The following is a 14,788-nucleotide window of genomic DNA, read 5'->3' on the forward strand; positions in this document are numbered from 1 at the left end:
GATCGAAGGACGGCGTTCTCGTGGACGAGGGATGGACGGGACTGTGGTTGTGAAGGTGGAGAGGCGAGGATCACCGGTTGGATGGAACGGCGCCGTGCGCCTTGGACTATGGTTGTGCCTGTTCATCCTGCTGGGAAGACCGGCCGTGAGTCCGGCGGAAACGCCCGCGCCCAGCGTGCATTGGGGCGCGCTCGCCTATCCGGATCAACAGCGCACGCTCTCGACGGGCTTCACGATGAACCGATTCACCCAGTTCAATGTGAAGGGGGAAGCCTACCCTTCCACGATCGATGAGACGATCGGGTTGAACTTCGCGACCCTGTCGTGGACGGAGCGCATCGGGAAGTGGGGCACGAATCTGACCGTTGGAGCCGGACCGACCTCGGATCAGCCGAGCCGGTTTCTCCAAAACGATTTTGCCCATCGCAAAATTCTGCATCAGGAGCCAATTCCGGTGGGCCAAACGCGAGAAACCACCGATGCCATGGTCGGGGGGTCCGTGACCTATTGGGGAGAATGGCTCAACGTTCCGGACGTCGGCTTCGTCGGCCTTGGGATCGACTCCGGAACGCTGTACCACGAAGCCTATGCCCGGATCGGTCTGCGGCGCGCGCCGGTGCCCTTCGTTCCCTTCATGAGGGTTTCGGCCATGGGACGCTACGGGCAGCTCGCCCCTGGCTCAGGATTTCAACAGGTGGCGGGGCAATCCTATCTGGGGCAGGTCTCGTTGAGCATCGGCGATTACCGCTCCGGCTCGCCTCCGAGATGGGAACTGGAAGTGGGCGCGTCGATCGATTCAGGCCTCTTTGTTGATCGGCGAGGTAACTCCATTGAACAGACGTACGGCACTATCGCGCTGCGCGGCCCGGGTATCCATATTGAATTATGGGATGACGTCATCGCGGACAAGGATCAGGGACCGACCTTCGGCACCACGATTCTCATCGACCTGTTTCACGTGATCGAGCTGTTTCGTTAAGGATTGCGCCCCGCTTCTCGTCCAACTCGGCCCAGCGCGCATAGAGCCGTTCGACCGTCACTTGGGCCGACTCCAGCGCGACGCATCGCTCCTGGAGCGCCGCCGCATCCGAGGCCACGTCGGGGTCCTGGAGCGCCGCCTGACAGTCGGCGAGACGCCGCTCCGCTTCGAGGATGTGGTCTTCCATGGCCTCCCATTCCCGTTGCTCCCGGTACGACAGGCCTTTGCGTTTTGGGGCGGGCGGCGCTGTCGGCAACGCCGCCCCTGTGACAGGGGAATCGTCGGCCGCGGTCTCAGGCCGGCCGGCTGGTTCCGCTCGGTGGCGTTGCGCCCCTTCCCACTGATCGTAATCCGCATACAGATCCGCACGGCCGTGTCCGTCCAGCGCCAGCAAGGACGTGGAGACCCGGTCCAACAACCAGCGGTCATGCGTGACCAGCACCAGCGCGCCGGGAAACTCCATCAGGCTTTCCTCCAGCACGTCGAGGGTGGGGATATCGAGGTCGTTGGTCGGCTCGTCCAGAATCAGCAGGTCGGCCGGTTGCAGCATCAGCCGGGCGATCAGCAACCGGGCCTGCTCACCGCCGGACAGGCGAGAGACCGGCAGATCCAGTTGCTCAGGACGAAAGAGAAAGCGCTTGGCCCAGGAGATCGGATGGATCGCCCGGTCCCGATAGATGACCGCATCGCCGGCCGGCGCAAGGGATCGACGGAGTGTCGCCGATGGATCCAGCGAGTCGCGGTGCTGCTCAAACGTCACGACCCTCAGGCCCTCCGCATGGACGACGCGTCCTGCGTCCGGCTCCAGCCTGCCGGCCAGGAGTTTGAGAAGCGTGGTCTTGCCGCTGCCGTTGGGCCCGAGGAGCCCAAGCCGATGGCCTGGGCCAAGGTGCAGGTCCAGGCCGCTCACGATCGGGCGGCCGCCGAGCGATTTGCCGAGCCCGTTCACGACGACCAATTGCTTGGACTTGCGTCCGGATCCGACAAAGTCGATGTCGGCGGCGCTCTGTGTCGCCCGCTCCTCGATCGCAGACAATTCGTCGATCATCCCCCGGGCGGCGTCCACGCGGGCCTTGGCCTTGGTCGTGCGGGCTTTCGGTCCGCGCCGCAGCCAGTCAATCTCGCGCCGGACGCGATTCGCCAGCGACGCCTGGTAGTCGGCCTGCGCTTGCAGGGCGGCGTCGCGCTGTTCCAGGAAGTCGCTGTAGCGGCCCTTGGCGGTGAAGACCCCGGCGGGATAGCACCGATTCAACTCGATCATCCGGGTGGCGACCGATTCCAGAAACCGGCGGTCGTGGCTGATGGCGAGAAAGGCCCGCGGCTCCTCCTTGAGGAGCGATTCCAGCCACAGGATCCCCTCCAGGTCCAAATGATTGGTGGGTTCATCCAGCAAGAGGACGTCCGGTTCCAACATGAGCGCGCGGGCGATAGCCAGGCGCTTGCGCCATCCGCCGGAGAGCGTGCAGACGGCCTGCTCTCCGTTGCGAAACTCCCCGATGCCGAGTGCCTGTGCAAGACGGCCCGCCTGTTCAAGCGGGTCCAGGCCCGCCGCCTTCACGGCCTGGACAAGCACCTCCTCCACCGTAAGGTCCGGGTCGAAGGTCGGCTCTTGGGCGACGTGTCCGATACGAAGGTGGCGGCGGACGGATCTCGTCCCGCTGTCCGGCTGCTCGATGCCGGCCAGAATCTTCAGCAGGGTGGATTTCCCTGACCCGTTCGGACCGACAAGGCCGACATGGTCGCCATCGAACAGGGCCAGGGAGAGGTCCTGGAATAGAGGAGTCACCCCGTAGCGCTTGCCGATGGATTCACAACTCAGCAGGATGGTCGGAGGCATGCGGATTTCATGCAGCGGACGAAAAGGTTCCGGTTGAGCGGTCGATCAGCGTCGTCATGAACGACAGAAGTCACGACGGGCTCAGTATACGAGGTTCGGGCGCATGAGAGCCACGAGGATTTTCGTGTGCTTCGATGGCAAGCCGAGGGCGCGGAGGATGGCGATCGTCTGGATGTGGCGCGCTCAGAACAGAATGCTGAGAAGCGTGAGATTGCGGGACCAGAACCAATAGCTGAGGAGGGCGACGGCGGTCCACACCGGCGCCGTCAGAAGGAGTATCAGCCCGAGATCAGCCAAGCTAAGCGAGGGAGCTTCCAGCGGGCAGACCCCGGCCTCGCCGCGCTTGACCCTGCGCACCAACAAGGCCGCATTCTTGGCGTTGCTCTTATAGGTGAATGAAAACAGGTCCCCGAACAGCGGCACGCTCCCGAGGAGCCCGTTCACCGATTGGTAATAGGCCATGCGCAAGAGCAGACCCGTGGGGACGCCCAGTTGCCGGGCCGCCACGAGCACGAAGGACCCGGCGATCGTTGCGGCGACATCTCCCACGATCGGCACCAATCCGATGATCGGGTCCAGACCGAACCGGATCCTGGTGTGGGGCAGATGCACCGCGTCATCCAGGAGATGAGCGATCCACTCGGCCTGCTCTTCCTTGGCTCGGACAGACGCCATGCGGGCATTTTATCATTCATTCAGACCCTGCCGAGGCGGTCAACGATTGACTCCCATCATCGTAATCGGTAGCCTCCGTGCGCCTGTATCGGCGAGGCGCCGACGGGTGGATGGGTGGACGGAAGCGGAAAGGATCGGAGGTCAAGGCGGGGCAGGCCGTGATCACCTCTCGTGGAGAGTGGATTCGATACAGCACGCCGGGCCCGGAGGGAGCGGCATACCTGGCCATCTGTCTGCCGGCCTTTTCGCCGGAAGCCGTGCATCGGGATTGGACTGAATGATCGGTTGGGTCGTGCGGCCTGTGCGGCGGGCGGCCAGGGGCGCAGGCACCCGATCGAGGAGCGCCATGAATCGCATTCCGTTCCTCGAGATTCTGCTGCTCGCCTGGCTCAGCGTCCCCGGCGCGACCGGCTGCGCGACGGTCGAGGTGGTCCCGGCCGAGCAGTTGCGCGGACAGCAATTGGCCGCCGCATCGACGCCGGTTGCCCATATCTATGCCGACAACTGGGGGATCTATCTGTTCAAGTACATTCCGCTCGTGACGGGGAACTTGAACAGGTCGGGCGGGCTGAGGCCACCCAACCTGTTCACCAATACCGTCCGCGTGGATCAGTTGGTGGAATGCGTGGCGGAGGAAGCCCGGCGGCAGGGGGGCACCTTGCTCACCGACCTGCGCGTGCGGGACCGCTCCTATTGGCTGCCCTGGACGCTCTTCTTCTGGCTCAACGAGTTCGAAGTCTCCGCCAACAGTTCGATCCCGGAGGAGCCAAGGGGATCTCCCGGCCCGCACCTGCCCAAGTAGAGTGCCATTGGCCGGAGTCAGATCAAGCGGCCGGCACCGGTTTCCTACTCCGATTGAGGCCGGACCTGTTCCGGCTCCTGCCGTGATTCCGTGCCGGCCGGCGAGGACGGCGCCTGCGGCTGTTCCTCCTCCGCCTGTCCCGAGAATCGACCGCTCGCGCTCGCCGTTCCTTCGAACAACACGTTGGCGACGAGCGCTTGCGGGGTGGAAAAGGCGCTGGCGGACCGTTGGCGCGCCAACGCCATGTTGAGCGCGAGATCGCCGAGCTGATGGCGGCCGCTCAGGGAGGATTTCATCTTGCTCACCTGCTGGCTCATGTCCGTCTTAAGGGCGTTTTGGATCCGGTCCTTCAGCTTGTCGTCCACGCTGTGCCAATAGCCGATCTTGATGCCGTCCAATGCTTTCTTGGATTCGTTGGCCATCTGAAGGTCCGGAACCGTCACCATCGTGCCATCATCGCCCAGATGAGGCGTGCCCCAGTAGTACAGGGTGCCGTTGACGTCGCCGCTGGTCTCCACCGTAAGGAGCATGCGTCCGTTGGCGTCCGATGCGAACGCTCGCTCGATCATCAGGGAGTCGCCGCCGGCCGTGACGATCTGCTGATGGAAGAGCTTGCTTTGCAGGTCATGGTTGATGGTTTCGTAGGGAACGGTCATGGACCCGAGAATTCTGAACGGCTTGTCCTCGGCCACCGTGGCGCCGTTCTTCACCTGGAGCGGGGTGGCCGGAACCGGATGGGCACAGTCCGGTTCGTAGGCCGCCATGGGTTTCCCCCTTACGGCCCCCTTGATCGTGCTCTCTTCCACGGTCCCACTCACGCCGCCGATCTGGATCTCCAGGGGGGTGCCGTAGAGGCACAGGGCGCTGGCCGGAGATCCGGCCGGCAGATTGATCGGGCCTTGAAGTGCCTGCCATACCTGCGCGATGGGGATACGGAACGTGCCAGGCGTAATGGCCTGGGCAATCTGCCGTTCCAATCCATCCCGGTCCAGCAGATCATTCAGTTGATCCTTGACCGGCAGCGCAAACAGGTTGCACTTGGCCTCGCTCTCCGGCTTGAGCACGGTGGTCAGATGCGGTTGGTCCATGGCAAAGACGAGAAAGGAGCCGTCTTGGCGGACCTGGAGCGGCCCGCCGCCTTCGAAGACCGGATAGAGCGGACCGAGACGGCAGGATTGCGCCAGCTCCCGCGCCTCGATGTCGCCCCGATACGTCGCCCGAATGGTCACGAGCCCGTCCTGAATGGTTACCTCCGGCAGGCCGTCACGCACGAAGGTCCAACGATAATCGCGCCCCAGGGGATGGGTGGCATCGGTGAAACGTTCCGGCAAGGAAGCCTGGATGGCCCGTTGGATCGGACGCAGATCTGCCTTGACGGCGAGGGGCCACTGAGCTTCCGGCGGCTGAGCGACCGGTTGACCCGTGGCGGTGAACGACGGCGGGGATCGTGTGGCTGCATCCGAGGGCCGATGCGAGCAAGGTCCAGGCTGCGGCGGCCGCGATCATCCGTGTGGTCGTAGACATGGGGTCCTCGCTTCCAGGCCGGCGGCGCCTGGGCCGCCTGCCTGGGTCAACAGGTCATGAAGGTGTTATCGACTGGACGCTGAACTCGCCTGCCCGGCGGAGCCGGGTGAAGACAACCCCGTTCGCAGGAGCGCGATGGATTCGCGGGCGCCTCGCGCCTCTTCCGGGAAGAGGCTGTCGTACCGGCTCTGCCAGTAAGCCGGCATCGCAGCCTGGTCCTGGGGCGGCACATCGAGCAGCACCCCAAGGGAGGTGACGTACTCGCCTTGTCCGCGCGCGATGTCCTGTTGGATGCTTTCCCAGGCGACCGCGGTATAGAGGTTCATTTGCTGATCCTTCGCCACCAGCCCATCCTGCGTGAACAGCGACTGCGGGGAGGTGCTGGAGGAAAAATTGACCGTCGTGTCGATGGTGGCCTTGGTCGTATTGCACGCGGCCATCAACCCTGAGACCGCCAGGAGGGCGATCGCCCATACCCACGACGTCGTTCCCTGCTGGTTTCCTTGACTCATGCCGACGTTGCCGATCGGATGCTTCATGATGTGCTTCCTCCCTCTCTACGATAATGAAGTGGGCTCGACCGAGCCGGTGGTCCCTACTCGATTTCTTTTCGATTCCTTCGGATCTCGATGTCGATCATCCAGCCAGTCGCATCAACAGGTCTGGCCGGCAGAATCAGGCTGATGCAGGGAGCGAGCGTCAGGCTCCTTCTCGACCCACTCGCTCGGGCACTCGGCCTCTGCCGTATCCTGTTCGACACTTATCGCGGAGGCATGAGCCCCTGCACTGGGCGATTCCCTAGCCTTAGGAGGGAATGTCCCCAATCGGTGAGCGCAGGCCGGCGCCGGCGCACGCATAGTAGTAAGTGGGCATCGAACCCCCCTTCATACAGCCGTTCCTGTCTGACCCCCACTCTTGTCATGGAGGTGGAGCCCTTGCTATAGCGATGCCCATTCTGCCTGCCGCCATGAAGGGTGATGGCCGGAGGGAACGGCGCGGGGAAAGAAGGAGACGGGCGACCATGCCGAATCGGCCGGTTCACATAGACCCAGCTCGACCGGAAGATGCGCGGGCGCTTGCGCGGATGGTCGGCGAGCTGCTGGGCGAAATCATGGCGGCCGTCGGCGCCCGAGTGTTCGAGTATCACGAACAGGAAACCGTCGCTCGTGCGCAGACCTGGCTGGCTGAGCGGACCTATACGGTCTTTCTGGCTCGTGATCAGGCGGATGGCTCGATCTGCGGATTCCTTGCGCTTGGCGAGAGCCGTGCCCTCTACGCAGGGGGCGTCTTCGGCACGATCCCGGAACTGTTCGTCCGTCCCGCCTATCGCTGCTTCGGGGTCGGAGGACAATTGATCGCGCGTGCAAGGCAATGGGGCCGGTCACGCGGATGGACCAGGCTCGAAGTCACGACGCCCCCGTTGCCTCAGTTCGATCGCACCCTGCGTTTCTATGAACGGCAGGGGTTCAACCTGTCCGGCGGGCGCAAATTGAAGCTCGATCTGTGATCGGCCGCATGGTCCCGACGCCGGGCTTCTCGCCGCACAATTCCGGTTCCGCCCTTGCGCGGTTGACTCACGATGCGAAGCGGAGTAAACAGGAGTCATGGCCGACGGATGGTCCAAGATCAAGACCCATCCGGGTTCCTGCCCCATTCCCTTCGATCCGTATCGTCACGGATATGATCCTCCTGCGCATCAGGCGTTCGAGAGCGTGTAAACGATTGTCGAGACATCGGTCGGATGCTGTCGTCTGACCGCTTGCGCTGAACAGGTGCTGCGACTCATGGCCTCCGGCCACGGATCGCGTGTTTGTCGCGTCCGCCTCCGTGACAGGACCACAGCGCCAGCGGCAAAGGATGACGTGGATGTGAAGGAGAGGGTCCCATGAATCGACATATCATGGCCAATCGAGAACCGGTCAAACGGTTGCAGTTGATGCCGCAAGGCGTCGTGGCCAAGTATCCCTGTGCCTCCCGTTCGTCCCGAACAGGGTTGAGATGGCGGCAGATCGGGACCGCGCTCCTTTCGGTGGGCTGCGCCTTGGCTGCCGGCGCGACGAGGATGGCGCGAGCCACCGGCAGGCTGATCGTGGCGACGTTCCAGCGCCTTTCGTTGGGAACTAACCTGCTTCGGTTTGGGAGGGCAGCGGGGTCAGGGTTTTCCTGGACGGTGTGCGCGGCCGGTCGCGGAGCGGCGGCGACAGGCCGATGGCTTGGCCGAACCTCCCGGGCGGGGATGAGGCAGGGTCTGGCCCGTCTGCACGGCTGGTTGTCCACACGCGCGCATCAAGCCGAAGTGCCAGCGGCGCCGTCGTCCATCCCGTGGAACGGGTTGACGGACAACTTCTACGATTCCACCTACTGGCAGGAGCGGTCCCTGGTCCGGAACCAGGCGCTGCGGCATGAGATCGGCGTGGTCCGCGCGCATTTGGCGGCTCAGGAAAAGGAGCTGGCGCGTGCGGCGGCGCATATCGCGCGGCTGCGCGGGCTGGTCCGGAGCCAGCAATTGGCGTTGGAAGACGCGGCCAAGGAACTCCAAGATCGAGACGAAGGAGCCGAGGTGAGGGACGATCTCCTGATCGCCGTGACGGAGGAGTCGGCGGAACAACAGTTCGGCCGAGGCCGGTTGTTCTGACTGCCGGCTGCCGCCTCTCGTGGGACGGACGGACATCCGTCATTCGCCACTTCGTCAAACGTAGAGGAGCGGCGAGTTTTTTACCTGTCCCCTTCATTGCCTTGCGATTGACGACCACGCATGACGCTTGACGCATGTCCATTGACGAAGGCGGCATCCCGATGATAGATGCGAACGGCCCTGACCATTAGAGGACAGGAGCACTGTCTTGACCTGCCGGAGCGTTTTCCGTAAGCTCGCCAACATTCCTCGACGCATTCCTGCCCTGTTGTCGCAGCGCATCACCGTGAGGGACCGCTCGAAATGACCGACATCACCGCGTTGACGGTGGGGGCCGGTGTTGGAATCCTGGCAGGGGCGCTGATCGCGGGCTGGTGGGTCGCGGCGCACCTGCGCCGGCGTTTCCACGATCAGGTGATGGAGGCGGCGGAGCGCGCCCAAAAGGCGGAAACCGTTGTAGCCGAGCTGAGGCGACGCGCCGAACTGGAGCAGGCGGAGATCGTCCGGTTGCGGGCCTCGCTCAGTGAATCCCAACAGGCCTTCGTGGCGGCGGAGACGAGGCGCGAAGAAGCGTTGAAGCGGGTGGAGGAACAGCAGGCCATCCTGGCTCAGGCCCGGCTTGAATTAGCGGAAACCTTTCAGGCCCTCTCGGGGACGGCCTTGCAGCGGAACAACGAGGCCTTTCTCAATCTCGCCAAAACGACCTTTCAAGCCATACAGGCCGAGGCCAAGGGCGAATGGTCTCGACGGCATCAGGCGATCGACGACCTGGTGAAACCGCTCCACGATCAGCTCGGCCGGTATGCCGACCAGTTGCAGCAACTGGAACAGTCTCGACAGGCCGCCTATGGGGGGCTCGACCAACATCTGCGGCTGCTGGCCGAGTCGCAGCAGCGGTTGCAGCAGGAAACCGGGCAGCTCGTCAACGCCTTGCGGACGCCGGCCGTCCGGGGGCGCTGGGGAGAGATGACGCTCAGACGGGTGGCGGAGCTGGCCGGCATGGTGCCGCATTGCGACTTCTTCGAGCAGGAGAGCGTGGTCTCGGAGGAGGGCCGCGCGCGGCCGGACATGCTGGTGCGGTTGCCGGGCGGCCGGCAGATCGTCATCGACGCGAAGGCCGTCTTGAGCGCTTATCTCGAAGCCCATGACGCGCCGAATGACGACCAGCGGGCGGAGCGGCTGAAGCGACACGCCGCGCAGATCCGCGCCCGAATGGAGGAGCTGAGCCTCAAGGCCTACTGGACCCAGTTCAATCTGGCGCCGGAGTTCGTGGTGTTGTTCCTGCCAGGCGAGCAATTTCTGGGCGCGGCCCTCGAACAGGACCCGACCCTGATCGAGGACGGGTTTTCCCGGGGCGTGGTGGTGGCCACGCCGACGACGCTCATGGCGCTCCTGCGGGCGGTGGCCTACGGCTGGCGGCAGGAACAGTTGACCGCGCATGCGCAGGAGGCCGGTCGCTTGGGAAAGGACCTCTACGAGCGGATGGCCCTGCTCGCGCAGTATCTCAACGAGATCGGCGCGGCGCTGGGAAAAAGCGTCGCGGCCTACAATCGCGCGGTCGGGTCGCTGGAAAGCCGGGTCTGGCCGGCTGCGCGCAAATTCAAGGACCTGGGTATTGCCACGGAAAAAGAGGTGCCGCTGATCGAGCCGGTGGAGGTTTTCCCGCGACAATCTTCACAGATCGAAGCGGAGAAGATCATTTAGACGGTAACAGCAGCAGGAATTTCTTGCGCGACGTTCATCTTTGAACAGGTCGCGGAGAAACTTTACATTCAGTATCTGACTAGTCTACATTCCGACCGATCAACGGCGGAGACGCTATTCACGGGTTGTGCTGCGAAGGACTTGATAGTGTCGACGACCAATGAAATTCTTCCTCGTACATTCCTTCACGCGCCTCGGGTAGGACAGAAAACCGAGAAAGCGCTCTGGGAGAGCGGTATCACTTCCTGGGGCAAGTTTCTCAATTCTTCTTCAACCCTGCTTAAGCCACTGCGTTCACAACCCCAAGTTTTCCGGATCATCGAGCAGTCGGCGGAAGCCCTCGAGAAGAAGAACGTCACATTTTTTTCTCGGGCTCTAGCTCCCGAGGCGTGGTGGCGCCTCTATCCAAGCTTTGAATCAAGGACTGTTTTTTTGGACATTGAGACGACGGGTCTCTCTCACTACTACGATGAAATCACGCTCGTGGGGCTCTATGACGGCAATCGGGTGCGGACCTTGCTGTCGGGTCATAACCTGAAGCAGTTGCCGGAACTCCTCGCCCAGTACGACATCGTCGTCACCTTTAACGGGACATTGTTTGACCTCCCATTCCTGAGGGCGAAACTGCCATCTCTTCGTCTGCCATCGGTGCATCTCGACCTGCGTTATCTCCTCAAGCGACTAGGCTATTCGGGTGGGCTTAAAGACATTGAGCAAAGACTGGGTATTCGGCGGGGTCCTGAGGCACGGGCCGTGAATGGCTATCTGGCCACCGTATTGTGGGCGCGCTACAAACGAGGCGACATGTCGGCCTTGGAACAGCTCGTCAAATACAATATCGCGGATGTGATGAGCCTTCGCCCTCTCATGCGGTTTGCCTGCCGCGAGCTGACGGCGGGCCTGTTGTTCAGAGAGAAGCAGCGGATACCGACGATCACATCAAAACCTCTCAAAGCCGTCCCAGTCCATGTCTCCAAGGTCAATGGCAACGGGGTTACCCTGATTGTTGGTGGTGCCGCGGTCTTGCTTCGTAAACGCCCGCTCGAACGGTCGCCTATCAGGCTGAGCAATCTATTAGAGAACATTCAGTGCTCAGGAGGGGCTCCCAGGGTTGTTGGAATCGATCTACGCGGAAGTGAGGTGAGACCGACGGGATGGGCCTTGCTTGAAGGTGAGCAAGCCTACACCAGATTGGTGAAATCGGATGCCGAAATCGTGCAGGAAACAATCCGCCACCGTCCGGACCTTATCTCAATCGATTCTCCATTAGGCATTCCATACGGACGCTGCTGCACTCAGGATTCATGTCGATGTCGAAGCAAAGGAATCTTGAGGGAGTGCGAACGAGTGCTGTGGAGACGAGGTGTCAAGGTGTTTCCCTGCCTGCTCCCGAGTATGCAGAAGCTGACCGAGCGCGGCATCCGTCTCGCCAAAGAGTTCCGCGAACGGGGCTTCCGCGTCATCGAAAGTTACCCTGGGGCGGCCCAAGACATCATGCGTATTCCGAGAAAGAGATCGAGTGTGCATGAACTGGCTCAGGGGTTAGCCGCCTTCGGCATCAAGGGGCCGTTTACATCTGTCCCCTGCAGCCATGATGAGTTGGACGCCATCACGTCCGCTGTCGTCGGCGACTTCTACCTTGCCGGGATGTATGAACCACTCGGTGATCAGCGCGAGGAGTGCTTGATCGTCCCAAAACTGGATAAGCTCATGTCTCACAACCCCGACAGCTAAAGAACAATGCCTCTCACGGTGGTGGTCGGTGGACAGTTTGGATCGGAAGGGAAGGGCAAGGTAACTTCTTACCTTGCCCTGCGGGACCGCGTTGACATCGTGGTGCGCTGCGGGGGACCGAATTCGGGCCACACGGTGGATGTGGACGGCCAGCGTTACGAGCTACGCCTGCTCCCATGTGGGTTCCTTAATCCTAACACCCGCCTCCTGCTCGCCGCTGGTTCGTTGATCGCTCCGGACATCCTGTTAGCGGAGATTAAGGCGGCTGGGATCGATGCCAGCCGAGTGGGGGTAGACCGTAATGCAGGCATCATCTCAGGCGATTACGCTGAAGAGGAGAAGAAGCTGCTCTTAAGAGATCGTCTCGGGTCAACCTTATCTGGGACAGGGATCGCGGTGGCCTATCGCGTCTTACGGAAACCCGATTTCAAGCTTGCCAAGGATATCCCAGAACTGAAGCCATTTCTCACGGATGTGTCTGCAGAGGTCAATGGGGTGCTGGATAAAGGCGGGAAGGTCATCATTGAAGGGACGCAAGGATTCGGCCTCTCCGTCTACCATTCGCCACACTATCCCTATGCCACGAGCCGGGATACGACAGCGAGTGGGTTTCTGAGCGAAGTCGGGGTGAGCCCGCGGTTAGTGACCGACATCGTGATGGCGGTCCGTACCTATCCCATTCGAGTCGCTGGTAGTTCCGGGCCGCTGCTGAATGAGGTTACGTGGGAGGAAGTCCGCCGGAGAAGTGGATATCCAACTGATATTCGCGAATTCACAACGACGACCAAGAAACTTAGAAGGGTAGGCCTATTCGATCTTGAGTTGGTACGGCGGGCTGTAATGGTGAACAGGCCAACTCAAATTGCTCTCCACGGAGCAGATTATCTTTCGTACTTGAACAAGTCTGTGAGGACACATGAGGAGCTAGATCATCTTACGCGCTCCTTTATCACAGACCTGGAGAATGCAACCGGCGTTCCTGTGTCAATAACAGGAACGGGGCCAGCGAACGAAGAATTGATAGATAGAGGCAATCACTTTCATGGAGCTTCCTGAGTCCTACAAGCAACCGAAGCCAGAAGTGAAAGAAGAAGATTTCTGGCTGGATCCTGACAAGGATTCTCCTGCTGGTCTCCTACTTTCTGACCGCATTAAGTTCTACAGGGAAAAAGTAAATCTAATCTATCCATTCGATGAGAAGTTTCTAGAGCCTGCCTCTTATACGCTTCATGCAGGTGGTGAGTATCTAATTCATGACGAGAGTGGCAAGAGAATCTCAGGAGTTTTGGGGGCAGCCGGCAAAGTCATAATTCCCCCGAATGGCCTCATCTATATAAGATTTCTTGAGGAAGTTAATATTCCCCACTACATGATTGCTAGGTTCAATCTCCGAGTAAAACAAGTTTATCGTGGATTGCTTCTGGGAACCGGACCTCAGGTAGACCCGGGCTTCAGGGGGCACCTCGGCTGTCCATTACATAACTTCACAAATGAAGAAAAAGCGATCGAGTTTTTTGAAAAGTTAGTAACCATAGATTTTGAAAAAACTACTCCGCTGGGCCAGAAGTATTTTGCGGACAAAAATCCTGAGAAATTGGGTGCTCAAGACTTCGGTCAGATGCGACACGGGTTAATTACGGTGACCGGACTTAGCAATTACCCGTGCAAGATATACAACAAAGAACAAGATCGCCCACTAAGAGATTATTTGCCGCAGGGTGAAAGTGTCCAAAGCTCAGTGTTCGAACTTCAGACTGAAGTGAAGCATCTGCGAGACGAGGTGAAGGAATTTGGAAGTACCATCCAGAGATACAGAAATATCGGTATTTGGTCCCTAATTGGAACAGCTCTTACGCTTGTAGGTGGTTTGGTGACGCTCGACTTGTATCTGCACCAGAGCTTGGAAAGCAAATACTTGAACTTGGAAACCAACTTTTTTAGCGGCTACATGAATCTGAAAGACAATTACCAGAATATTAAAGATAGCATTTCTGAAATTAACAAGACGTTGGGTCACCTTGAGGCTGTAAAGGATATCAGCATAACAGCACGAGGCGAATCAGCGACAAGCTCAATGGCCAAAGAGTCCCCAAAGTTAAAGGAGCAGAGCACTAAAGCTAATAGCGGCAAGAAGCAGGCAGGGAGAGATTAGTTATGGGGCAGTTGGTTCTTGTGTGTGAAACTTCGCTCATCAGAAAGTTCGGTGGATTCCAGGGTTATTCTCTTGACCTTGCAGTTGGGCTAGTAACGGTCCTTAACCCTATGAATAATTTCTTCGTCGAACGAGATCGTGCTGAGAAAGATCCTGCATACAAACAACTCATACCTTATGTTGTCCTGAGATGTGGAGACTACGTCTTTAGCTATGTTCGAGGCAGGAACTCCAGTGAGTCTCGCCTTGTAGCAATGAGATCTATTGGCGTTGGTGGGCATATCGAGCCGGCCGATCAAAGCCTGTTCTCGTCAGATCGTGAGATGTACTTGGATGCTGCACGGCGCGAAGTACGTGAGGAAGTGAAAATCGACACACCCTACGTTGAGTACGTTGTGGCGCTCATCAACGATGATTCAACCGACGTGGGAAAAGTTCATCTCGGTATCATGCATATCTGGGATTTGGCTGAGCCCAAGGTGACGAAGCGTGAAGGTCTTATCACCCAAGCGGGATTTGTTCCCATTGCGAGACTGAAGAACGCTCGCGAGGAATTGGAAACGTGGTCCCAGATTGCCCTGGATGTTCTTGAGGATCCGCGAGTCCCTGGTTGGAGTGAGCCCAATATGATGCAGAAAGGTGTTGCATCCTCGAAGGCGGTTGAGAAATGAGACCTGGTCTTGTGGTGTTCTGCTTTCGGCTACCAAGTGGGCAAAACGGTTTCTTGCGGTTAGGTCGATGAAAGA

At 60.1% G+C, this 14,788-nt stretch carries 12 protein-coding genes and 2 pseudogenes; 10 read left to right on the forward strand and 4 right to left on the reverse strand.

The window, feature by feature from the left end; translation table 11 throughout:
- The first annotated feature begins 94 nt into the window (after nt 1-94).
- On the forward strand, nt 95-979 hold the full coding sequence (locus QWI75_RS03750) for a hypothetical protein (RefSeq protein WP_289267349.1): 885 nt from the start codon (nt 95-97) through the stop codon (nt 977-979).
- On the opposite strand, the gene QWI75_RS03755 is transcribed toward QWI75_RS03750, so the two are convergent.
- Both QWI75_RS03755 and QWI75_RS03760 read right to left on the reverse strand, forming a co-directional pair.
- Nucleotides 942-2,816 (reverse strand): ABC-F family ATP-binding cassette domain-containing protein, encoded by a 1,875-nt coding sequence (locus QWI75_RS03755; RefSeq protein WP_289267350.1) that lies wholly within the window; start codon nt 2,814-2,816, stop codon nt 942-944. The two genes, QWI75_RS03750 and QWI75_RS03755, sit on opposite strands and share 38 nt — an antisense overlap.
- Nucleotides 2,817-2,999: 183 nt before the next feature.
- Entirely contained in the window at nt 3,000-3,491 is a 492-nt protein-coding gene (locus QWI75_RS03760; protein WP_289267351.1) for a DUF4112 domain-containing protein, read from the reverse strand.
- Between the two features lie 137 nt (nt 3,492-3,628).
- Here QWI75_RS03760 and QWI75_RS03765 point away from each other — a divergent pair.
- Both QWI75_RS03765 and QWI75_RS03770 read left to right on the forward strand, forming a co-directional pair.
- Nucleotides 3,629-3,772: pseudogene (locus tag QWI75_RS03765) on the forward strand (cupin domain-containing protein); the annotation flags it as partial.
- Between the two features lie 65 nt (nt 3,773-3,837).
- Nucleotides 3,838-4,293, forward strand: coding sequence for a hypothetical protein (locus QWI75_RS03770; RefSeq protein WP_289267353.1), 456 nt, complete (start codon nt 3,838-3,840; stop codon nt 4,291-4,293).
- 44 nt (nt 4,294-4,337) lie between these two features.
- Here QWI75_RS03770 and QWI75_RS03775 read toward each other — a convergent pair.
- Both QWI75_RS03775 and QWI75_RS03780 read right to left on the reverse strand, forming a co-directional pair.
- Nucleotides 4,338-5,660 (reverse strand): annotated as a pseudogene (locus QWI75_RS03775) (DUF4403 family protein); the annotation flags it as partial.
- A gap of 222 nt (nt 5,661-5,882) precedes the next feature.
- Entirely contained in the window at nt 5,883-6,356 is a 474-nt protein-coding gene (locus tag QWI75_RS03780) for a DUF3015 family protein (protein ID WP_289267354.1), read from the reverse strand.
- A gap of 482 nt (nt 6,357-6,838) precedes the next feature.
- On the opposite strand from QWI75_RS03780, the gene QWI75_RS03785 reads away from it, so the two are divergent.
- From QWI75_RS03785 to QWI75_RS03815, 7 genes are all read left to right on the forward strand, one after another.
- Nucleotides 6,839-7,324 carry a GNAT family N-acetyltransferase gene (locus QWI75_RS03785; protein WP_289267355.1) on the forward strand — a complete coding sequence of 162 codons (486 nt, stop codon included), beginning with the start codon at nt 6,839-6,841 and terminating at the stop codon, nt 7,322-7,324.
- Between the two features lie 378 nt (nt 7,325-7,702).
- The gene (locus tag QWI75_RS03790; protein ID WP_289267356.1) at nt 7,703-8,452 is read left to right on the forward strand and encodes a hypothetical protein; all 750 of its coding nucleotides are present in this window, start codon (nt 7,703-7,705) and stop codon (nt 8,450-8,452) included.
- A gap of 303 nt (nt 8,453-8,755) precedes the next feature.
- Nucleotides 8,756-10,156, forward strand: a complete 1,401-nt coding sequence (locus QWI75_RS03795) for a DNA recombination protein RmuC (RefSeq protein WP_289267357.1) — start codon at nt 8,756-8,758, stop codon at nt 10,154-10,156.
- A 147-nt stretch (nt 10,157-10,303) separates the two neighbouring features.
- Nucleotides 10,304-11,890: a ribonuclease H-like domain-containing protein gene (locus QWI75_RS03800; RefSeq protein ID WP_289267358.1), complete on the forward strand. Its 1,587-nt coding sequence runs from the start codon at nt 10,304-10,306 to the stop codon at nt 11,888-11,890.
- A 6-nt stretch (nt 11,891-11,896) separates the two neighbouring features.
- Nucleotides 11,897-12,946 carry an adenylosuccinate synthetase gene (locus tag QWI75_RS03805; protein ID WP_289267359.1) on the forward strand — a complete coding sequence of 350 codons (1,050 nt, stop codon included), beginning with the start codon at nt 11,897-11,899 and terminating at the stop codon, nt 12,944-12,946.
- Nucleotides 12,933-14,042 carry a dCTP deaminase domain-containing protein gene (locus QWI75_RS03810; protein ID WP_289267360.1) on the forward strand — a complete coding sequence of 370 codons (1,110 nt, stop codon included), beginning with the start codon at nt 12,933-12,935 and terminating at the stop codon, nt 14,040-14,042. The genes QWI75_RS03805 and QWI75_RS03810 overlap by 14 nt, the downstream gene beginning before the upstream one ends.
- A gap of 2 nt (nt 14,043-14,044) precedes the next feature.
- Complete coding sequence (locus tag QWI75_RS03815; protein WP_289267361.1) at nt 14,045-14,713, forward strand: hypothetical protein; 669 nt, start codon at nt 14,045-14,047, stop codon at nt 14,711-14,713.
- Nucleotides 14,714-14,788 lie beyond the last annotated feature (75 nt).

The organism is Nitrospira tepida, from assembly GCF_947241125.1.
Classification (GTDB): domain Bacteria; phylum Nitrospirota; class Nitrospiria; order Nitrospirales; family Nitrospiraceae; genus Nitrospira_G; species Nitrospira_G tepida.

Excerpts from the sequence above, each read along its gene's own strand:
- QWI75_RS03755 (WP_289267350.1), bottom strand. The coding sequence starts at position 2,816 with ATGCCTCCGACCATCCTGCTGAGTTGTGAATCCATCGGCAAGCGCTAC.
- QWI75_RS03760 (WP_289267351.1), bottom strand. The coding sequence starts at position 3,491 with ATGGCGTCTGTCCGAGCCAAGGAAGAGCAGGCCGAGTGGATCGCTCAT.
- QWI75_RS03770 (WP_289267353.1), top strand. The coding sequence starts at position 3,838 with ATGAATCGCATTCCGTTCCTCGAGATTCTGCTGCTCGCCTGGCTCAGC.
- QWI75_RS03780 (WP_289267354.1), bottom strand. The coding sequence starts at position 6,356 with ATGAAGCATCCGATCGGCAACGTCGGCATGAGTCAAGGAAACCAGCAG.
- QWI75_RS03785 (WP_289267355.1), top strand. The coding sequence starts at position 6,839 with ATGCCGAATCGGCCGGTTCACATAGACCCAGCTCGACCGGAAGATGCG.
- QWI75_RS03790 (WP_289267356.1), top strand. The coding sequence starts at position 7,703 with ATGAATCGACATATCATGGCCAATCGAGAACCGGTCAAACGGTTGCAG.
- QWI75_RS03795 (WP_289267357.1), top strand. The coding sequence starts at position 8,756 with ATGACCGACATCACCGCGTTGACGGTGGGGGCCGGTGTTGGAATCCTG.
- QWI75_RS03805 (WP_289267359.1), top strand. The coding sequence starts at position 11,897 with ATGCCTCTCACGGTGGTGGTCGGTGGACAGTTTGGATCGGAAGGGAAG.
- QWI75_RS03810 (WP_289267360.1), top strand. The coding sequence starts at position 12,933 with ATGGAGCTTCCTGAGTCCTACAAGCAACCGAAGCCAGAAGTGAAAGAA.
- QWI75_RS03815 (WP_289267361.1), top strand. The coding sequence starts at position 14,045 with ATGGGGCAGTTGGTTCTTGTGTGTGAAACTTCGCTCATCAGAAAGTTC.